Below are 17539 nucleotides of genomic sequence, written 5' to 3'. Positions count from 1 at the left end.
TGATTTTTTTACTTACTCTGATGTTCTTGCCTCCGTTGGTGAGAAAAAACTTACCATTGAACACTTTCTATTTGCCGATAGTAATTTCTTTAAAACATTCAACGTCAAACTACTTGAAGGAGAACCAGAGAATGTGCTAAAGGAACCTTTTTCGTTGGTGCTCACCAAGAAAGAAGCCAAAATACTTTTTGGCACCGACCATGCAGTAGGAAAAACCATCACTCTGGACAATCGCCAAACATACACGGTTACAGGCATTATGGAACAGATGGAAAACAGCACCATATCTGTCGACGCCATAGGTTCATTCAGCGATATTGGCCGCATCAGAAATGACCCAAATTTTGAAAACTACATCACATCAATGTGGAACTACCCCACCTACGTGGTTTTGAAACAGGGGGTGTCAAAATTGGAAGTGGAACAGCAACTCACCAGCTGGGCCAAAGAACGGTTTCCTAATTACAGATACATTTTTACGCTTAAACCTCTTCAGGATATCTACTTCGACACGTCTATCAAATACGAGGTTGGCAGCAAACACGGAAACAGAGACCTTGTTTATCTCTTTCTGGTAGTTGGTGCTCTTATCCTTCTTTTGGCATGCGCAAACTACATTAACCTTGCCACCGCCATGGCTATCAACCGATTTAAGGAGATGGGTATTAAAAAGACACTTGGTGCAGGGAGAGGACTTCTTACCTGGCAGCTAATAGGAGAATCGGTGGTCATTTGTTGGCTTAGCCTTATTTTTGGGCTTATCCTGCTCGAAGCCCTTTCACCGGTCATTAATCCTCTCCTTGGTAGCAACATCTCCTCGACAATATTGATTCACTCCACCACTACCATTGTCTTGCTAATTGCTGGTGCAACACTCCTAGGAATACTAACTGGAATGCTTCCTGCTATGTACCTAGCCAAAACCAATACCATAAATGCCTTAAAAAATGAGCTATCCTCAGGGAGAGGTGCAATTACATTGCGTTCGGCCATGATTGTTTTTCAATTTTCCATTGCAATCACCCTGATAATAACATCAATTGGCATTTATTCGCAAGTTCAGTACATGCTAAAAAAGAATCTTGGGTTTAACCCTGGAAATGTGTGCTACATTGATGGAAATAGGAGTCTAAACGCCTCGAAAAAAAGGCTACTAAAAGAAAAGCTACTTACATGCCCTGCAATAAAAAACGTGGCATTAATGAGCCAAGTGCCGGGTGAAATTGGCTGGCAGGAAAGCTTTTATATTCACCAAAAACCATTTCAGTATACCTTTTTGGCTGCCGACCCTGAACTTTTTGATGTTCTTGAAATACCCATCATCAAAGGTGAAAACTTCAGCAGTTTACACCTAGAGGATCAGGACAGCTGCATGATTATCAATCAAAGCGCCAAAGATATTATGGGTGTGAATGCCGGAGATATATTTATCGATGATCAAGGAAAATCATTTAAAATACTGGGCGAAGTGAACGATTTTAACTTCAACTCATTAAAAGAAAGAGTTCCTCCGTTGATTATATTTCCAAGAATGAATGCAGCAAACCATTTACTTATTCGCTTCGAAAAAGGAAAAATCGCTGAAGGACTAAACTTTGCAAAAAAAACATGGGAAGAGCTGGTTCCGGATTACCCTTTCACGCCAGTTTTTTTTACCACATCGCTAAACGAACTTTACACAGGAGAGAGGAAAATTGGTTCTCTGATTCTATTTTTCACTTTATTGGCACTGGTTATTGCGGCTATGGGGCTTTACGGACTATCAACATTTCTGGTTAACAAAAGAAAAAGAGAAATTGGGCTACGAAAGGTTATGGGGGCTTCTAACAGTCAAATAAGAAAGAAAATAAGCTTCGATTTTCTGAAATGGGTCCTATTTTCAAATATCATAGCATATCCAGTATCTTATCTAATGGTGAACTATTGGCTCGAACGGTTTGCCTATAGAACAGCAATTTCGCCAATGATATTTGTTGCTGGAACAGTGTTATCAGCCCTAGCCGCCCTTATAACAGTATATTGGCAAATTAGCCAGACCGTGAAAGTTAACCCTGCTCAAACGCTTAAACATGAATAGAGCGGAGCCAATGTGGTGTTCATAGCTGGTCATTATCGAACACTACTTGTACAAAAGCGATACACTCCACCGAGCCGTATGAGATAGAAACCACTATGTATATTACTGATAATGTGAATGTTTAATCATTCGGCACAACTAATGTAACTAATGAGCCAAACAGTTAAATTCTTACGCCATGATTAATGCTTCAAATCTTACCAAAGTTTTTCGGACAGAAGAGGTTGAAACAACCGCTCTAAACGAAGTGGACCTACATGTAAAAGATGGCGAGTTTGTTGCCATAATGGGTCCATCTGGATGTGGAAAATCAACGCTACTTAATATCATTGGATTGCTGGACAATCCTACAGGTGGAAGCCTAAAGATTAATGATATTGAGGTTGCCAAGTTTACTGAAAAGCAACGAACTAATATTCGCAAAAACACCATTGGATTTGTTTTCCAGAGTTTCAACCTCATCGACGAGCTTACCGTTTTCGAAAATGTGGAATTACCATTGCTTTACCAAAAGATTCCTGCAAGTGAGCGCAAGGTTCAGGTTGAAAAGGCACTAGAACGGATGAATATTGCACATCGTCGCAATCACTATCCGCAGCAGCTATCGGGAGGTCAGCAACAAAGGGTTGCCATTGCCCGTGCTGTAGTTTCGAACCCAAAGCTGATTCTAGCAGATGAGCCAACGGGAAATCTAGATTCCAACAATGGAAAAGAGGTAATGGACCTACTTCAGGAACTCAACCGGGAAGGAACAACAATAGTAATGGTGACCCACTCTCCGTCGGATGCAAAATACGCCCACCGATTAGTGAACCTGTTCGATGGGAAAGTATCGGTTGAACAGCCAGCAATGACTTATGCCGAACTTTAACTAAATCAACTAACTATTTAAATGTTTAAGAGCCTTGTATTAATTGCTTTTCGAAATCTCAAAAGGCAAAAGTCTTTTAGTCTAATAAATATCGTTGGGCTCTCCCTCGGCTTGGGTATTGCGGTGGTAATAATTAGCTTCATTGCATTTGAACAAAGCTTTGATACTTTTTATCCTGACTATCAAAATATTTACAGAGTGGCCCACACGGGAGAGTTTAACGGTAAGAAGATTAACGCGGCAAACTCACCTCTTCCCGAAGCGCCGGCAATCCTCGAGGATATCCCCGAAGTTGCCGTCGCTACCCACTTTTATGACATGCCTGAATTTACCGTTGTTAAAGTTGGCGAGTCAAAATTTCTGGAAAAGAGTATTTTTCTGACTGACTCTCTCTTTTTCGCTGTTTTCAATGTAAAAGTGGACGGAAACGAACCCCAAAAGGCTCTTGCATCCCCAAACAATGCTTACTTATCCGAAGAGACTGCAAAGCGATACTTTGGAAACCAAAATCCAACAGGACAGACCATTGAAATAAGAGATAAGGTAGTAACCATTGTTGGTACATTTAAAGATTTTCCAGCTAATAGTCACATTCACCCTAAGATCATTGCCAATCTTAAGTTGCTGTTTTCCAGTCAAGAGTTAAATGAATGGGGAAAATTTGGCTACTTTACCTACATCAGGCTACGAGAAGGAAGCAATGCCGATACGGTACAGTCAAAAATCAGAACAATGTTCGACAATCGTATTGGAAAAGAGTTTGCAGCAATGGGTATATCCTTTATCCCATACTTACAGCCAATTGAAAGCATTCACCTTCACTCCTCTCTCATGGGTGAGGTTGAACCAAATGGCGACTACGAAACCATTTACATCTTCAGCGCTATTGCTCTTTTAATTCTGCTCATTGCCGCAGCCAACTACATGAATTTATCAACTGCACGCTTCTCCAGAAGGGCAAAAGAAGTAGGAATTCGGAAAGTTAGCGGTGCCCGAAAAGGGATGCTCGCCGTCCAATTTCTGAGCGAATCGGTTGTGCTGGCTCTCCTATCACTTGGGATTGCACTATTCTTGGCAGAGCTGCTTTCACCTTTGCTACCTCAACTCTTACAGCGAAATATTGAGTTGGATTTATTTACAACTCACAAGATTTTTCTGTTCTATATTCCGGTTGCCGTCATTACAGGGCTCATTGCAGGCAGCTATCCAGCATATTTTCTCTCTTCCTTTAAACCCATAGCAACGCTTAAAGGAAAAGTTGGTGACGCAAAGCGGTCGGTTGTGCTACGAAAAGTATTGACTCTCACTCAGCTATTCATAACCATTGGATTAATTATTTGCACATTCACCGTTTACAGGCAGTTGCAATATCTCGGCCACAAAAATTTAGGCTTTAACAGAGATAACATAATGATGCTTGGGCTCACATCCAGGGACGCCGTTCAAAAAGCAAATTTGCTAAAAGAGAAAATGTTAACATTTTCAGGTGTTGAAAGCGTAACAGCTACAAGCAGCTTCCCCGGTAGTGTAAATCATGGAGAAGGGTTTGTTCCAGAAGGGTTTGATACCACTCAAACTACGCTGATGTTCCGACAGGATGTGGATTACGACTACTTCAAAACAATTGGAGCAAGCATGTACTCAGGACGTTTCTTTTCTAAGGAATTTCCAACTGACTCCAATGCAGTTATAATCAACCAAACAGCACAGAAACTCTTTGGTTGGAAAGATGCGATAGGAAAAACGATTAGTTCAGCAGGAGGATCACGGCAGTCAACCATTATAGGGGTATATAACGACATGAACATTCTTTCGCTTCACGACCCAGTTCAACCTGCAATTATTTTTCTGGCTAAGCAACCGCCTGCATTCCTCCTCATTCATACGAATGGAGACACAAAGGGAATCGTTGAGAAAACAGAGGAAGTATGGAATAATCTTATCCCAGATAATCCTTTTCGTTATAGCTTTTTGGATGCTGAACTGGCTAAAAACTATGTGAAAGAAAAGATGCTTGGAAGAATATTCCTCATTCTTACAGCCCTAGCCATTCTTATTGCCAATATGGGATTACTCGGTCTGGCAATATTCAACGCAGAAAGAAGACGGAAGGAGATCAGCGTTAGAAAGGTGCTAGGTGCAAATAAGCGAGTTATAGCCTTTCTGTTCCTAAAGGAGTATGGGCTACAGATAGTAGTAGCAAGTGTGGCATCATGGCCTCTTGCCTACTACCTTATGGAGCAATGGTTAGATAACTTCCCCTACCGAACAACCATTTCCATTTGGACCTTCGTAGGAGCAACTATCATTGCAAGCCTTATTGTCTTGCTTGCTATAGGTTATACCGTAATTAAAGTTGCAAATACTAACCCGGCAGAAAGTCTTAAATACGAATAGCAACCATACTAATTAATTGCAGCAAACCTCAATCGATTGACAATTTCGATTGAGGTTTGCTGTATCATGCAGTATTGAGCACCAAAGGGGAACTACAGGTCAACAATTAATAGCTATTAGGTTCAACTTGCCATAAATTATAATATATTGACGCAGGTTTTGATACTACATAATTCATTAAGTTCTTGGCCATGAAAGCAAAAATGAATCTTCGCAGCAAAATACAAACCTATGTGATTGGTGCAAGTGCAGTAATATTTGCTGCAACGGTCAGTTTTATCAGCATTAACTCGCGACAACAGGCAGCAACCGATGCAAAGCAAATCATAAGACTCCAAGCTTGGGAAGCAGCGCGGCAGCTACAGACAAAACTCGAATCTGATTTTGCAATCATTCGGACAATGCGAACCAGCTTTCAGAGTTGGAAAATGCTTGGTTCTGCACTTAGAGACTCTGTAGTTCTTAAGACTCAGCGGCTCTTAATCGAGGATAATCCTAGCCATATTTCGGTGGCCACAAGTTGGGAATTAGAATATATCGATCCAACCTATACCAAGCACTATGGAAGACTTCTCTGGGGCTTCTATCGCGAAAATGGACAAATAAAAACGCTAAAGGGGCTAAAAAATCTTCAAGGCGATGACACCTCAAGTGTATACTACAAGCTAAAAACCTCCAAGAGCGACTATTTGGGTGACCCAGAGCCATACTCCTACACCGGGAAAAAGGAGGATGAAGTATTATCTGCAAACATTTCAATCCCCCTAATCTCAAATGGTAAATTTATTGGACTTGCAGGTGCCGATATAGACCTATCGAGCTTTAGCGATATTGTTGGTAGCTTAAAACCTTTCAAAACCGCTAAGGGATTACTTATTTCCAACAACCTCAAATTCGTAGTTAATCCTAACCTTAAAGCAGTAGGAAACCCAATAGCAGAAACAAACCCAGAACTTGTCGCCTTTGCCAAAAACATTATCGGAGGTGAGGAGTTTCAGTCGGAATTCACCGACTCCTCGGGACGCAAGCAATTCTTGGCCTTTGTTCCTGTTAAGGTTAAAGGAATTCATACACCCTGGTCCGTTGGTCTAGAAGTACCCATGGATGAAATAATGGCAAAGCCAAACCACCTTCTCTATCTCTCCATTGCTGTTGGTATAATTGGCCTTCTGATTATGCTCATTTTAGTAATTAGAATTTCGGCCTCCATTACCAACCCGGTAAAACAGATAACCAAGAATCTCCTGCTCATGGCACAAGGAAAAATTAAGGAGGTCGTTATTCCTCAACTAAATACAGGCGATGAGCTGGAAGCCATGAATAAAGCACTTGAGCAATCTGTTGCCGATTTAAGTCTAAAATCAGAATTTGCGAAACAAATTGGAACTGGCGACTTGGAGGCCACTATTGAGCTTCCATCTACCGAAGATGAGCTGGGTAAGTCGATGCTGGAAATGCAGCAAAGCCTCAAAAAAGCAGATGAAGATGCCAAGAGCAGAGCCAGTGAAGAGCACGAACGACAGTGGGCAAGTGAAGGATTTGCCAAATTTGGGGAGCTCCTTCGTAAAAATTCCAACAATCTGCAAACCCTCTGCCAGGTGCTGGTTAAAGAGCTTACTCGTTACATGAATTTTAACCAAGGGGGGATTTTTCTTCTCAACGACAACGATTCTAACCATCCCATTCTAGAACTCACTGCCGCTTTTGCCTTCGACAGGGTTAAATTCCTAAAAAAGGAGATTCAGTGGGGTGAAGGGCTGGTTGGTGCGTGCGCATTTGAGGGTGAAACAATTTACCTTACGGAGGTTCCGCAAGATTACATCAAGATTACCTCCGGCCTTGGTGATGCCAATCCAAACTCTGTAATACTTGTTCCACTTAAGGATGACAATGGTAGTGTTTTAGGCGTAATTGAGATGGCCTCCTTCACCACAATTGTACCCTACCAGCAAGAATTTTTAGAACAGTTGGGAAGAAGCATTGCATCTACGATAGGTTCAGTTAGAATAAACCAGCAAACGGCTTTGCTGCTTCAGCAAACCCGTCAGCAAGCTGAAGAGATGATGGCTCAAGAGGAGGAGATGAGGCAAAATATTGAGGAACTCCATGCCACACAGGAGGAAATGACTCGAAAAGAGCATGAGATTGCCTGGACTATGGAGTCTATCAACAACTTAGTTGCCGTTATTGAGCTAGACTCAACCGGAACTGTAACTCACATTAACGAGAAGGCAGCAACACTTCTTGGTTACACAAAACCAGAACTTGTAGGGAAAAACTATAGCGTGTTATACAATGAAAAAGAGTTTACTAAAGCGCTTGGATCAGAGTCGTTTTGGTCGACCATGAGGAACAACAAAGTTTTTGAGGCAAATGTTCGTATTATTAGCCAGCATGGGTCTACCGTTATTTGCAAATCAGCCTCCAGCCCCCAGCATGATAGCACGGGTAACCTGGTGAAAATTATGCAAATGCTATTTCCCCAAGCATAGCCTTTCTCTAAAAAGATGAACCGACTTGATAGGGCTATTCTTTATGTGATTTTAGGTGGTGCACCACCCCTTCTGCTCATGCTAATTGCTTGGCGGTTAGGTATGGATTCTCTTCCGTCACGGTATGTCGTTCTATTTGCCCTAGTCGGGCTTATACTTGGACTGCTTACAGACTTATTTGTTTTGGGAGAGTTCGTAAGAAGAGCCTTTACGCTGCCCATTTTTTCCTTGATCATGTTGTATGCATTTTACCTGTTTCTTTTCTGGATATTGAACTACCAACTGCCTTGGCAAAGCATTATTCCAGGACTGGGTGCCGGTTGGTTTGTTGGCAGAAAGGCATACTTTATGGGAGGAGGAAAAATTCTCCTAAAACAGATGGCGAAAAAAGCAAACACCATTTGCTTCATCGGAACCTCAACCACTTTTACTGGTACAATAATGATGATTTTTCAGAACAGAGATGTGGTATTTCAGTGGCCAGCAAAATTGGGCATTCACCTCAGCTCCTCCTTTTGGGTGACCATTGCCGCCCTTGTTATGACGGCTATTATCACTCTAGCGTTACAGTGGGTCCTAATTCGAAAATTAGCCATTCTTTCATTTAAGTACTGGAATCCGAAACCACAGCCCAATAAAACCAATAACTTTTGATTTACAGAGATCTAATAAAATAGAAACTACGAACTTCAAATTATACTGCCAGCTCCTTTTTGCTGGATAAACGGATTAACTAAATCGACAAAAATGATTTACTAACCTTAAATACCTGAACACATGAAAAGCAATAACAAAGAGCAATCTTCGGTTAAGCCTATGGGTATTGGCCTTTCCATAGTTTTTCTAGGTGCTACTACAGCAGCAATGTGGTTTGCGATGCAATACTTTTTACCGAGAATGGTAGTCCAGTTTGCCGCAACCCCTGCCCCACTTGCATGGTATATCTCAACCGGAATTGCTGTATTCTTGCCCATGTTATTGTTGACAATGGTTTTGGTAAAAACAGAATTAAAAAGTTTCACCTACCATCAGCTAAAACATCGATTAAGAATAAGAAAGTTGAAGGGAGAAGATTGGATATGGGTTTTCCTGAGCATAATGCTTTCGGCTATTCTAACGATGGTGCTCATCTTTATAAGTAAAAACAACATTGATCATTTCTCACCACAACCTGCACTTTTGCAGCTGCATTCCTTAGCCCCTGAAGATAGCTGGATTATGTTGGCTTGCTTGCCTCTATTCCTTTTCAACCTATTGAGTGGTGAACTATTTTGGAGAGGCTACCTATTCCCTCGGCAGCAGGCAAAATTTGGAAAAAGAACATGGTTAATCAATGGCCTGCTGTGGTTAATTTTCCGTCTGCCGCTGGGCCTTAACCTCCTTATTGTCTCCACCCCAACTGCATTCTTAATTACCTATGCTTTTCAGAAGACGCAAAACATAAAGGTTGCAATTCTTGTTAATGGGGTAATAAGTGGTTTAGGTTTTATTGCTCTAGCACTTGGCTACATGTAGTTGAATGAAAAAAGCAGGAAAAATATCTACAGCGGTTCAATTTCTTCTAATTGGTGCCCTTATTGTTGCTGGTCCCATATTCACCGTTGGTAATTTAATTCTGTTGCTTATACAGATGTCTAGCCTTGTCCTTGGAATATGGGCTATTCAGGTGGTTGGGGTTTATAACGTCTCCATCTTCCCAATTCCACGCCAAGGATTGGAGCTCCAAATTAATGGTCCATATCGATGGATTCGTCATCCCATGTATTTGGCGGTTTTACTCTTCACTGCCCCCATTACCCTTCAACATCCAACAGCATTAAAAACAAGCTTAATGGTGCTGCTAGTAATTGATCTGGTTTCAAAAATTACCATAGAGGAATCATTACTAAAAAAGGAGATACCCACCTACAGGTACTATATGAAAAAAACTTGGAGACTAATCCCTCTCATCTACTAATTTGCAGAACTAATATGATGCGATGGATTATCAATGTTGGATTGCCTGAATTATCTCAACCCAATTCGCCACCTCATGCTTCTAATAATCTTCGCATTTCTTATAGGCGGCATATGGATAAGCCTAGCAACAATGCTTTCAGAAAAGTTGGGTAGTAAAGCAGGTGGAATGGTTGCCAACCTACCATCTACAATATTGGTATAGCTGTTATTTATTGGAATAACTCAAGGATCTCAATTTGCTGCAAACGCTGCGTCGGCAGTGCCTATTGGCATGATTATAGACACCCTCTTCCTATTCATTTTTATTGCGCTAGTCGAAAAAGGGCTTCTCCTCGCTACCACAATTTCTGTGGCATCATGGTTTGCACTCGCCGCCCTCTCCTTACCCTTAAAAGAACTTCCTAGCTGGATTACTTCCCTAGTTTATTTAGGGGTATCATCCCTCATTTTTATAGTGGCTGAACAAAAACTTGGCATTCAATCCCTGCCAAAAACCAACAAAAAATTTTCCAATCTACAACTCATTACCAGAGCAATGTTTGCTGGTTTAGTTGTTGGAGGAGCAGTTACTATAGGGAGAACAGGGAATGCTTACTGGAGTAGATTATTTAGCATATTTCCCGCTGTCATGTTATCGTCTATGGTGATACTCACGATGAGCGCTGGAAGTCAATTTGCTAGAGCCACCGGCAAAATAATGATTATCACCTCAGCCAATATTGTAGTCTACGGATGGGCAGTGAGCTTATCTTACCCAGCATTAGGCTTGATTTGGGGAACACTTTTTGCATACCTACTTGCAGCTATCTCGGTGTACTTGCTCCGTCCCTTAGTAGCAAAAACTAAATAGGCTAACCATTGATATCCTCTCCACCAGAAGGAGAATTAGAGTCAATTTCGCCTGAATCATAATCCTGTATATTGTAGCCGATTGGAAGATCAAACTGCTGATCTGGAATGTTCGGATTTTTAGAAAAAGTTTGAGCAACAACCTCAACCCCATTAATTTCAGTCTTCAGCACAACATTGTTAAAATGAACGCCGTGCATGCGTCTTTGAGGATACTCGTGATACAAGCTATACGAGAATTTGGTTCCCAATACGCCAAGCAAAAATTCGCTACCCTCCTCCCGATAGTCCATAAATCGCTTCATGGAATCGGAAAGCAGAAACTGAGGATAAGCAGCAAGAAGCGTCGTTGAAAGAACTCTTTTTAGCACCATATTTTCAGTCATATCATCACCATTTTCCTCCCGGAACAAATCGAAGGAGTAGAGGTAGCCATCGCGAATCAGATTGATAGAGTGACTCCGACCGGAAAGGCCAAAATCATCTCCTTCGTTAAATGTTTCTATTAGTTGCTTTTGGCCATAATCGTCAAAATATAGGGTACTAGACACATGAACGCCTAAAATTTTGATTGGCGAAAAAACAACGATTCCTGATTTTAGCCTATTATCAACAGAATTAGAATTGGGATGGCTATCATTTCTTCTTCCTAAACCACAGCCATCGGCAAATAGTAAGAGTATTGCGGCTATACGAATTATGGTTTGATTCCCCATTATTTACCTTAAGTTTTTCGCCTGACAAGTTACGACCTATGCTAGGTAAAACCTTGCCGGATAATAGTTTTAAACTACCGTTTGCAAAACAATACCAAAAAGATTTTGGGTGCTAATGAACCTTTGGCTACTTTTGTTGTCTATTGCTCATAATGCCTTACAATGGACACAAAGAAAAAAGATTCGCGCTACTCCCGTATTTACGATCAGCTGACAGAACTGGTAAAAAAGTCGCAAGACCCAACTGCTCGGATGTGTAGCATTTCTGCGGTACTCAAGCACAAGTTGGACTACTTCTTCTGGTGTGGATTTTATTGCCTAACTCCCGAGCAAAAGCTCATCGTGCGCACCTATCAGGGACCGGTTGCCTGCATGGAACTTAAAACAGACGTTGGGGTTTGCTGGGCTGGCATCAACCAAGGGAAGACAATTATGGTTGAGGATGTTGAACAGTTTCCAGGCCATATTGCATGCGACTCAAGGTCGAAGTCGGAAATTGTTGTACCTGTATTTAACCCCGAAAAGATTATCGTTGGGGTGATGGATGTGGATAGCAGCGAGCTTGGATCGTTTGATGAAATAGATGCAAAGTGGCTTGAAAAAATCGTGGCGCTTATATACAGCTAGCCGTAATAACGTTGGTCATTGGCTGCAAAAAATCAGGAATTAGTTCCTTTACACTTGATTGTAGATTTTTTAAAGCTGAAATTTTCCAATACCTAAGTTGCGGTATAATATTTGTATAGATTAGGAGGACCTTTGAACCAAAAATGCTATGAAAAAAATCTTCCCCTTACTAGTTATGGTTGCAATTATTAGCTCTTCCTGTATGGATAACAATAACTGCACCTATTGTAATCCTTACCCCACCCCATTCGTTTTCACCCTGTTTCCTTCGCTCACGGGCACAAGCATGATTAACGACAGCACCTACATCCCAGACTCCATCCAGCTCTACTACCTTAAAAATAATGTTCAAGAACCGGTCAATTTTGTAATCAGTAACTCGAACTACTTTGGAAACTATATTTATACCACAGATATCTCCAAAGTGAGTGCTGGTGAAAATATCAAAACATTTTATTTACATCTTAGCCAAACCGAAACCGACACGATTTATTTTGATTGTAAGGTTGTAAATGACGGATGTTGCACTTACTACAATTACGACAGCCTATCCTACAATGGAAAAGTGATGCCTTACAGCAGCATCTATGGCCTTTACTTCTTTATTAAAAGTCAACCATAGTAAACATTTCCCCTGCTTCCTATTTAAAAGGCCGGTATAACAACCGGTTTTTTTATTCTGACATTACAATACTACTCAACCATAACCTGCACCATTTTACTAATTTTGTAAAAAAATGAGATAATAATGAAGCTATCCACGGAAGCTCCCATCACACTTTTCGACCTAGTGATGCAGAAGTTAAACCTAGGTTCAAAGTCGAAGGCAAAAAAAATAGTTGAATACGCCACCATTCATATCAATGGAAAAGCAAACAACAACCCAAGACAAATTGTAAATCCGGGAGATGAAGTAACGCTTGAGAGGGAAAAACAACCCGCCAGACGGTCGACACCGCCATTTCCAATCCTTTACGAAGATGATTTTCTTCTTGTTGCTCAGAAACCAGCAGGCTTGCTCACCCATGGAATTGGGGAGGAAAATAGTAAATCATTTGTCGGAATTTTAGGTAGCTATATTACCAATACCTCAAAGGGAAGGGAGCGCATTTTTGTAGTTCACCGGCTCGACAGGGAGGTGGCCGGTTTGCTAATTTTCGCCAAGAGTATTGCCGTCCAGGATAAGCTAAAGGACAACTGGAAAAGTGTGGAGAAGTTATACTATGCACTGGTGGAGAATCCACCAAAAGTTGCAGAAGGCGTTGTGGAAAGCTGGTTGCATGAGCATCCCAAAAGTCTGAAAGTATACTCTGGAAGAAAATCGCCAGAAGCAAAACTTGCAATAACAAATTATCGGCTGGTAAAAGAGGTGTCTCCTTACTACCTGCTCGAGATAAAGCTCGATACCGGAAGAAAGAACCAGATTAGGGTACATCTGTCCGACATTGGATGTCCAATAGTTGGTGATTACCGATATGGTGCCAGCAGCAAGTTCAAGCGTCAAATCAGGCTATTTGCTTACTACCTGCAATTCCCACATCCTGTTACAGGAAAAATAATTGAAGTAAAAGCGGAGCTGCCGCAAACATTCTTGCATCCAGGAGAACAGGATGAAAACTACAAATAATTGAGGCTCCACGCTGCAAGCGAGGGGAAATGCACTCTCCTCGATTCAAAATAATTCATGATTAATGCAATTATTATGAGCATATGCTTATATTTGCAACCCGAATATTGAGCATATGCCCAGAAAGAAATGCTGTAGAATAGTATCAAACGAGCCTACTGTAGCAGGCTTTACCCCTATTGGATGTGAGAGAAGGAAGCTTACCACGATTCATCTAGAACTCGATGAACTTGATGCGATTAGATCAGCAGATTTTTTAGGCTTGTATCACGAGGCTGCCGCCGAAAAAATGGGAGTATCGAGAGCTACTTTTGGGAGAATTTTGGCAGAAGCCCGAAAAAAGGTGGCTGAGGCGCTTATTTCTGGAAAAAAACTTACCATTGAATCGTCAACCTTACCATGTAAGCATTGTGGCCTTCAAGGCTGCAATTGCCACGATAAATACTTGATTACCTGTAATAAAACAACTCTCTAATAATATTGAAAACAAATGAAAAAAGTTGCATTACCCTCAAATGGGAACATGGTGGATGGCCATTTTGGTCACTGTGAGTATTTCACGGTTTACTCCATCGACTCCACCAATGCCATTGCCGAAAAAGAGGTAGTTGCCTCCCCTAACGGCTGTGGCTGCAAGTCGAACATAGCCTCAGTGCTTAAGGAAAAAGGTGTTGATACTATGCTGGCAGGAAACATTGGGCAAGGTGCTGTCAATACACTTGCCGGAAGCGGAATCACCGTTCATGCAGGCTATTCAGGCAATGTTGAAGCGGTGCTACATCAGTTCCTAAGTGGTGATCAAAAAGGTAGTGAAGCCAACTGCAACCATAACCACGATGGTGATCACAATCATCACCATGGAGCAGGTCACTCCTGTAACCACAACTAGTAAAAAATGGGAGGTAACGCCTCCCATTTTTTTAAACTATTTCTTTATCGACCCATGTCGCACCACAAGAACCGGGATGCGCAACTTCCTTCTCACAAAGTTTACGGTTTGCCCAAAAATTATCTTCTTAATCTGGCTATGACCGTGTGCCCCCATGACTAAAAGATCGGCGTTAAATTCGGAAACCAGCCGTGGTATTTCATGTTTTGGACTGCCAAACCCTACCAAGGTTTCAACTCGGTAGCCTTGCGCCTTAAGTTCCTCGGCGTAGCCCTCTAAGTGTATCGTATCCTGTTGGGTTTCCAAGTCCTGAATATCGCTTCCAAAAACAAATGTTCCTGCCGACTCAACAACGTGCATAAGCAGGTATTCTGCCTCATCACGACCCGTACTAATGGCATAGTTGATAACATCGGCATCGGAGTGGGTAAAATCCAACGCGAGCGCTATTCGTTTAAATTCCGGCTTCAGCTCAAGCTTAAGTGGAATAACCTCGTGGGGAATTAGAGCCATTTTCTGTCGGCGTTTCACAAACAATGGACCAAAGGTAATAAATAGCATTACCAACCCAAAGAACGAAACTATCGGAACTACAGTTAACCATATTAACAGTGGGATCGAGGAGGTTAACAACCAACCGTGAATTTCGTCAAATACCAACTTAATATTTAAACTTAGGATTATTAGCGCAATCAGCCACGATACAATAACTACATACCTTCTGATGGCAAAAGTCCCCATCTTCTCCTTGGAGCTAACAAAATGGATTAGAGGTACCACTGCGAAACCCAGCTGTAAGCTTAGCACAACCTGGCTAAAAACAAGCAGTTTACCGGTATAGCTCTCCCCCATTAGCACAATTACTAACACTGCAGGTATAATGGCTAAGGAGCGGGTAATAATGCGTCGAAGCCAAGGGCGAATTCGGAGGTTGATATGGCCTTCCATCACGATCTGCCCTGCAAGAGTTCCGGTGATGGTAGAACTTTGTCCGGCAGCAATCAAGGCAACCGCAAACAGAATTGGTGCAAGATGAGATCCCAGAATAGGTGCAAGAAACTTATACGCCTGCTCAATTTCGGTAACGTCGAAGTGCCCATTTTTATAGAAAGCAGAGGCCGCTAAAATTAGAATAGCCGCATTGACGAAAAAAGCAAGGTTAAGCGCCACAATAGAATCGATAATATTGAACCTAATGGCCTGCTTAATAGAAGCTTTATCACTATTAAATTTTCTTGTTTGCACAAGTGAGGAGTGCAGGTATAGGTTGTGGGGCATTACGGTGGCCCCAATTATTCCAATGGCGATGTAGAGAGCGGCATCGTTGGGAAGTATGGGTATAAAGCCTTTTATCAACTCTCCAGCAATCGGCTGGGCATAAATCATCTCCACCAAAAAGGCAACACCAATTATCAGAATTAAGGCTAAAATAAAGGCTTCCATAACTCTCATGCCCCTATTAATCAGAAACATGAGAATGAAAGTATCCAGAAAGGTAATTAATACTCCGTAAATAAGAGGTAGCCCAAAAAGAAGGTTCAAACCAATGGCCATACCCAGCACCTCGGCAAGGTCACAAGCTACAATGGCAGTCTCCGCTAATCCATAAAGAATTATATTGATAAATGGCGGATAGTATTCCTTCGAAGCTTGGGCAAGGTCGAGTCCGCGCACTATACCCAAACGGGCGCTCAGCGACTGGAGCAGAATGGCCATAATATTGGACATCATTAACACCCAAATAAGCGTGTAGCCAAACTGGCTGCCACCGGCTATATCAGTTGCCCAGTTACCTGGATCCATGTAACCAACGCTAACGAGGTATGCCGGACCTAGAAATGCAAGCAGCCTTCGCCAATAACCTTTCTTAATTGTGGTATCAATGCTTGAGTGAACCTCACCCAACGAAACACCCGTTTTATTGCTCATGCCAATGCGATATCATCCTTATATAAAAGTGGATTAACAAATATAGAAAAATATAGTTGAGTAAGCATTGAAAAAGATGGAGCAAAAGGCCATTTCTACATCCTTTTCCAAACCTATTACAACACTTTGGTGACAATTAATTTGGGTTAGGATTAAACTTCGGTTTAGAAATGTGATCTTTGTTAAAAACTTCCTTATGGCATTTGACCTTTCGAAGAAACGTTGGCAATGGGCTTCCATTTTGCTCCTAGCCCTTATTTGGGGCAGCTCGTTTATACTTATGAAGAAGGGGCTTCAAGCCTTTACCGATATTCAAGTGGCGGCCATTAGGGTTTTCTTCTCGTTTCTGGTGTTGATTCCTGTTTTTCTTAGGCATATCCGTAAGGTAAACAAGCAAAATATTGTTCACCTGGCCATTGTGGGTTACGCGGGCGTGTTTTTTCCGGCCTTTCTATTCACCCTATCCGAAACCCAAATAACCAGCTCCCTAGCGGGCATGCTCAACAGCCTTGCACCTCTCTTCACCCTAATTGTTGGCATTTTTTTCTACCAGAGCAAACCGGCAAGAAACCAATACCTCGGTATTGCTATAGGACTCATTGGTGCCATCGGGCTAGTTTCGGAGGGGAGGCTCGATTTTTTGGAAAACGTAAACGTGTATGGGCTTTATGTTGTAATTGCCACCTTTGGCTATGGCATTAACGCCAATGAGGTGAAGGTTAAGCTGAAGGGAATGAATGGAATTGAGATCACTTCGTTGGCCTTTATGCTCGTAGGGCCACCCGCTGGGATTATCCTGTTTTGCACCAACTTGAGTGGTGCGTATCAATCGCCGCATTTTTGGCCAAGCCTCGCAGCCACGCTTACCTTAGCAACCTTTGGTTCAGTGCTTTCGCTCTTTATCTACAACAACCTGATACGGCACACCAGCGCACTATTTGCCACCTCTACAACCTACATAATTCCTGTATTTGCAATATTTTGGGGACTTGCCGATGGCGAAACGGTTACCCTCTTTGCTATTTTTAATATAGCAATCGTAATGCTTGGAGTGTGGTTGGTAAACAGAAAAAAAACGAAAACAGTAATTCCTTAGATCTATTCTT

General features: G+C 41.8%; 16 protein-coding genes. 14 read left to right on the top strand and 2 right to left on the bottom strand.

The genetic code is table 11. The annotated features are described in order from the left end of the window. From VMW01_01975 to VMW01_01940, 8 genes are all read left to right on the top strand, one after another. The coding region (locus tag VMW01_01975) for an FtsX-like permease family protein (GenBank protein ID HUW05004.1) at positions 1–2077 on the top strand (2077 nt) is incomplete at its 5' end. A 178-nt stretch (positions 2078–2255) separates the two neighbouring features. Further along, positions 2256–2948: an ABC transporter ATP-binding protein gene (locus tag VMW01_01970; protein HUW05003.1), complete on the top strand. Its 693-nt coding sequence runs from the start codon at positions 2256–2258 to the stop codon at positions 2946–2948. 21 nt (positions 2949–2969) lie between these two features. Continuing rightward, a complete protein-coding gene (locus tag VMW01_01965) occupies positions 2970–5345 on the top strand; it encodes an ABC transporter permease (GenBank protein HUW05002.1) in 2376 nt (791 codons plus the stop codon). Between the two features lie 191 nt (positions 5346–5536). After that, a complete protein-coding gene (locus VMW01_01960; GenBank protein ID HUW05001.1) occupies positions 5537–7837 on the top strand; it encodes a GAF domain-containing protein in 2301 nt (766 codons plus the stop codon). A 15-nt stretch (positions 7838–7852) separates the two neighbouring features. Continuing rightward, complete coding sequence (locus tag VMW01_01955; protein ID HUW05000.1) at positions 7853–8491, top strand: hypothetical protein; 639 nt, start codon at positions 7853–7855, stop codon at positions 8489–8491. Between the two features lie 123 nt (positions 8492–8614). Beyond that, complete coding sequence (locus tag VMW01_01950; protein HUW04999.1) at positions 8615–9352, top strand: CPBP family intramembrane glutamic endopeptidase; 738 nt, start codon at positions 8615–8617, stop codon at positions 9350–9352. Positions 9353–9356: 4 nt separating this feature from the next. Then, the gene (locus VMW01_01945; protein ID HUW04998.1) at positions 9357–9794 is read left to right on the top strand and encodes a methyltransferase; all 438 of its coding nucleotides are present in this window, start codon (positions 9357–9359) and stop codon (positions 9792–9794) included. 273 nt (positions 9795–10067) lie between these two features. Continuing rightward, positions 10068–10646, top strand: a complete 579-nt coding sequence (locus VMW01_01940; GenBank protein HUW04997.1) for a hypothetical protein — start codon at positions 10068–10070, stop codon at positions 10644–10646. A gap of 1 nt (position 10647) precedes the next feature. Here the strand turns inward: VMW01_01940 and VMW01_01935 are convergent, their stop codons facing one another. Continuing rightward, positions 10648–11361, bottom strand: coding sequence for a hypothetical protein (locus tag VMW01_01935; protein ID HUW04996.1), 714 nt, complete (start codon positions 11359–11361; stop codon positions 10648–10650). A 162-nt stretch (positions 11362–11523) separates the two neighbouring features. On the opposite strand from VMW01_01935, the gene VMW01_01930 reads away from it, so the two are divergent. The 5 genes from VMW01_01930 (at position 11524) to VMW01_01910 (ending at position 14504) form a co-directional block, all read left to right on the top strand. Further along, a complete protein-coding gene (locus VMW01_01930; protein ID HUW04995.1) occupies positions 11524–11988 on the top strand; it encodes a GAF domain-containing protein in 465 nt (154 codons plus the stop codon). A 148-nt stretch (positions 11989–12136) separates the two neighbouring features. Further along, positions 12137–12610, top strand: coding sequence for a hypothetical protein (locus VMW01_01925; GenBank protein ID HUW04994.1), 474 nt, complete (start codon positions 12137–12139; stop codon positions 12608–12610). Positions 12611–12736: 126 nt separating this feature from the next. Continuing rightward, positions 12737–13615 carry an RluA family pseudouridine synthase gene (locus VMW01_01920; protein HUW04993.1) on the top strand — a complete coding sequence of 293 codons (879 nt, stop codon included), beginning with the start codon at positions 12737–12739 and terminating at the stop codon, positions 13613–13615. Positions 13616–13730: 115 nt separating this feature from the next. Next, positions 13731–14090 carry a DUF134 domain-containing protein gene (locus VMW01_01915; GenBank protein HUW04992.1) on the top strand — a complete coding sequence of 120 codons (360 nt, stop codon included), beginning with the start codon at positions 13731–13733 and terminating at the stop codon, positions 14088–14090. 15 nt (positions 14091–14105) lie between these two features. After that, positions 14106–14504, top strand: a complete 399-nt coding sequence (locus tag VMW01_01910; GenBank protein HUW04991.1) for a NifB/NifX family molybdenum-iron cluster-binding protein — start codon at positions 14106–14108, stop codon at positions 14502–14504. A 36-nt stretch (positions 14505–14540) separates the two neighbouring features. Here the strand turns inward: VMW01_01910 and VMW01_01905 are convergent, their stop codons facing one another. Then, the gene (locus tag VMW01_01905; GenBank protein HUW04990.1) at positions 14541–16433 is read right to left on the bottom strand and encodes an Nramp family divalent metal transporter; all 1893 of its coding nucleotides are present in this window, start codon (positions 16431–16433) and stop codon (positions 14541–14543) included. 196 nt (positions 16434–16629) lie between these two features. On the opposite strand from VMW01_01905, the gene VMW01_01900 reads away from it, so the two are divergent. Then, the gene (locus VMW01_01900; protein ID HUW04989.1) at positions 16630–17529 is read left to right on the top strand and encodes an EamA family transporter; all 900 of its coding nucleotides are present in this window, start codon (positions 16630–16632) and stop codon (positions 17527–17529) included. Positions 17530–17539 lie beyond the last annotated feature (10 nt).

This window comes from Williamwhitmania sp. (assembly GCA_035529935.1).
Lineage (GTDB): Bacteria > Bacteroidota > Bacteroidia > Bacteroidales > Williamwhitmaniaceae > Williamwhitmania.
Note: the sequence above shows the minus strand (reverse complement) of the source record. Positions and strands in the feature narration are given on the sequence as shown.